The 2,052-nt window shown below is 38.7% G+C and carries 1 protein-coding gene; it reads left to right on the top strand.

The window, feature by feature from the left end; all coding sequences use genetic code 11:
* The first annotated feature begins 60 nt into the window (after positions 1-60).
* Complete coding sequence (locus V7149_RS11805) at positions 61-1,797, top strand: phospho-sugar mutase (protein ID WP_335345826.1); 1,737 nt, start codon at positions 61-63, stop codon at positions 1,795-1,797.
* Positions 1,798-2,052: the final 255 nt, after the last annotated feature.

Here is a 2,052-nt window from a genome sequence, read left to right on the forward strand (position 1 = left end):
GTCTTATGCTTGTCGCCCCTGGGCGAGGCAATTTCGCTTTTACTATTGGGAGGGAATAGCGTGAACTGGAAAGAAAAAGCAGACAGATGGATTGGATTTGAAAGTTTAGATCAAAAATTAAAAGTGGAACTGCTTCAAAAAGATGAAAAACGACTGGAGGATGCCTTTTATAAAGACTTAGAGTTTGGTACCGGCGGAATGCGAGGAGAAATCGGGGCAGGAACGAATCGGATGAATATATATACAGTCAGGAAAGCCTCTGCTGGCCTGGCAGCTTACATAGAAGAAAATGGGTCAGAAGCGAAAGCGCAAGGGGTTGTAATTGCTTATGATTCCCGTCATATGTCAAAGGAGTTTGCCATGGAGGCAGCTAAAACACTGGCAACAAGAGGGATTCAGACGTACGTATTCAAAGAATTGAGACCTACACCTGAGTTATCCTTTGCCGTTCGGTATTTGCAGGCATTCTCAGGTATTGTTATTACTGCAAGCCATAATCCGCCTGAATATAATGGTTATAAAGTATATGGGTCTGACGGATCACAGCTGCCCCCTAAATTAGCTGACATCGTCATTTCGAAGGTAAATGAAATTGAAAATGAACTTTTAATTAACATTGACGATGAAACTGATTTAATGGACAAAGGGCTAATTAAAATAATTGGAGAAGAGGTTGACAGTAAATACATAGAGAGGCTGGTCGCAATTTCTGAAAATCCTACCTTAGGGAGTGAGACAGATCTTAAGATTGTTTTTACTCCACTGCATGGAACTGGAAATATACCTGTAAGGGCTGCCTTAGCTGCTTTACATTATAAGCAAGTGTATGTAGTAGACGAACAAGAACTTCCAGATCCTGAATTCTCAACAGTGAAAAGTCCTAATCCAGAGGAAAAGTCAGCCTTTGAATTGGCGATAAAGGTTGGAAAAGAGAAGAATGCTGATTTATTAATCGCTACTGACCCTGATGCTGATAGACTTGGAATCGCAGTCAGAAATCAATCTGGTGAGTTTGTTCTTTTAACTGGAAACCAAACTGGCGCTGTTCTGCTGCATTATATTTTGTCACAGAAAAAAGAAAAGAACATTCTTCCGGAAAATGGCATAGTCTTAAAAACCATTGTCACATCTGAGCTCGGCAGAAAAATTGCATCCTCTTTTGGCGCTGATACAGTAGATGTATTGACAGGCTTTAAATTTATTGCTGAAAAGATGAAGGAGTATGAAGCAACGGCGGAATACCAGTTTTTATTTGGATATGAAGAGAGCTATGGTTATTTAATTGGAGACTTTGCACGAGATAAGGATGCCGTTCAAGCTGCTTTATTGGCCTCAGAAGCAGCAGCCTTTTATAAGAAAAAAGGGATGACATTATATGAAGGATTATTATCTCTATTTGAACAGTACGGTTATTTTCTTGAGGGTCTTGAATCGATTACTTTGAAAGGAAAGGAAGGAGCTCAACAAATTCAAGAAATATTAGCTTCTTTCCGTACTAATCCGCTAAATCAAGTAGCTGGAATAAAAGTAGCAGCTGTTGAGGATTACTTAACAGGTGTTCGAACTGAAGGCAATGGGGATCAGTCATCCATCAGCCTTCCTAAATCAAATGTGATTAAATATCATTTTGAGGATGGAACATGGATTTGTTTAAGACCTTCTGGAACAGAACCGAAAATGAAGTTTTATTTCGGAGTAAATGGGGCAAGTTCTACGGAAAGTGAGCAAAAGCTCGTGGAAATCAAAAGTGATTTCATGGCGATTGTTGATAAGAAGATAAATTCTGCAGAAAAATAATGAAACGGGATGCACCGGGGGGAATAAACTCCTCGGTGCTCTTTAATTTTACCGGTAGGCAAAACTACAACTTTAGTCGTATAAATTTTCATTCTAATTACTAAGGATTAGGCTACATAAAAGTATTATAATAATGGAAGGAACATCCATTGGGAGGAATAAAGGTGACATTGGAGAATCGCCATTCGGAAATTTGGATATTAAAGGAAATTGCTGAATTATTAAACGAAGGGACATCAATAAAAATAATTTTGT

The organism is Bacillus sp. JJ1503 (assembly GCF_036965125.1).
Taxonomy (GTDB): domain Bacteria; phylum Bacillota; class Bacilli; order Bacillales; family Cytobacillaceae; genus Cytobacillus.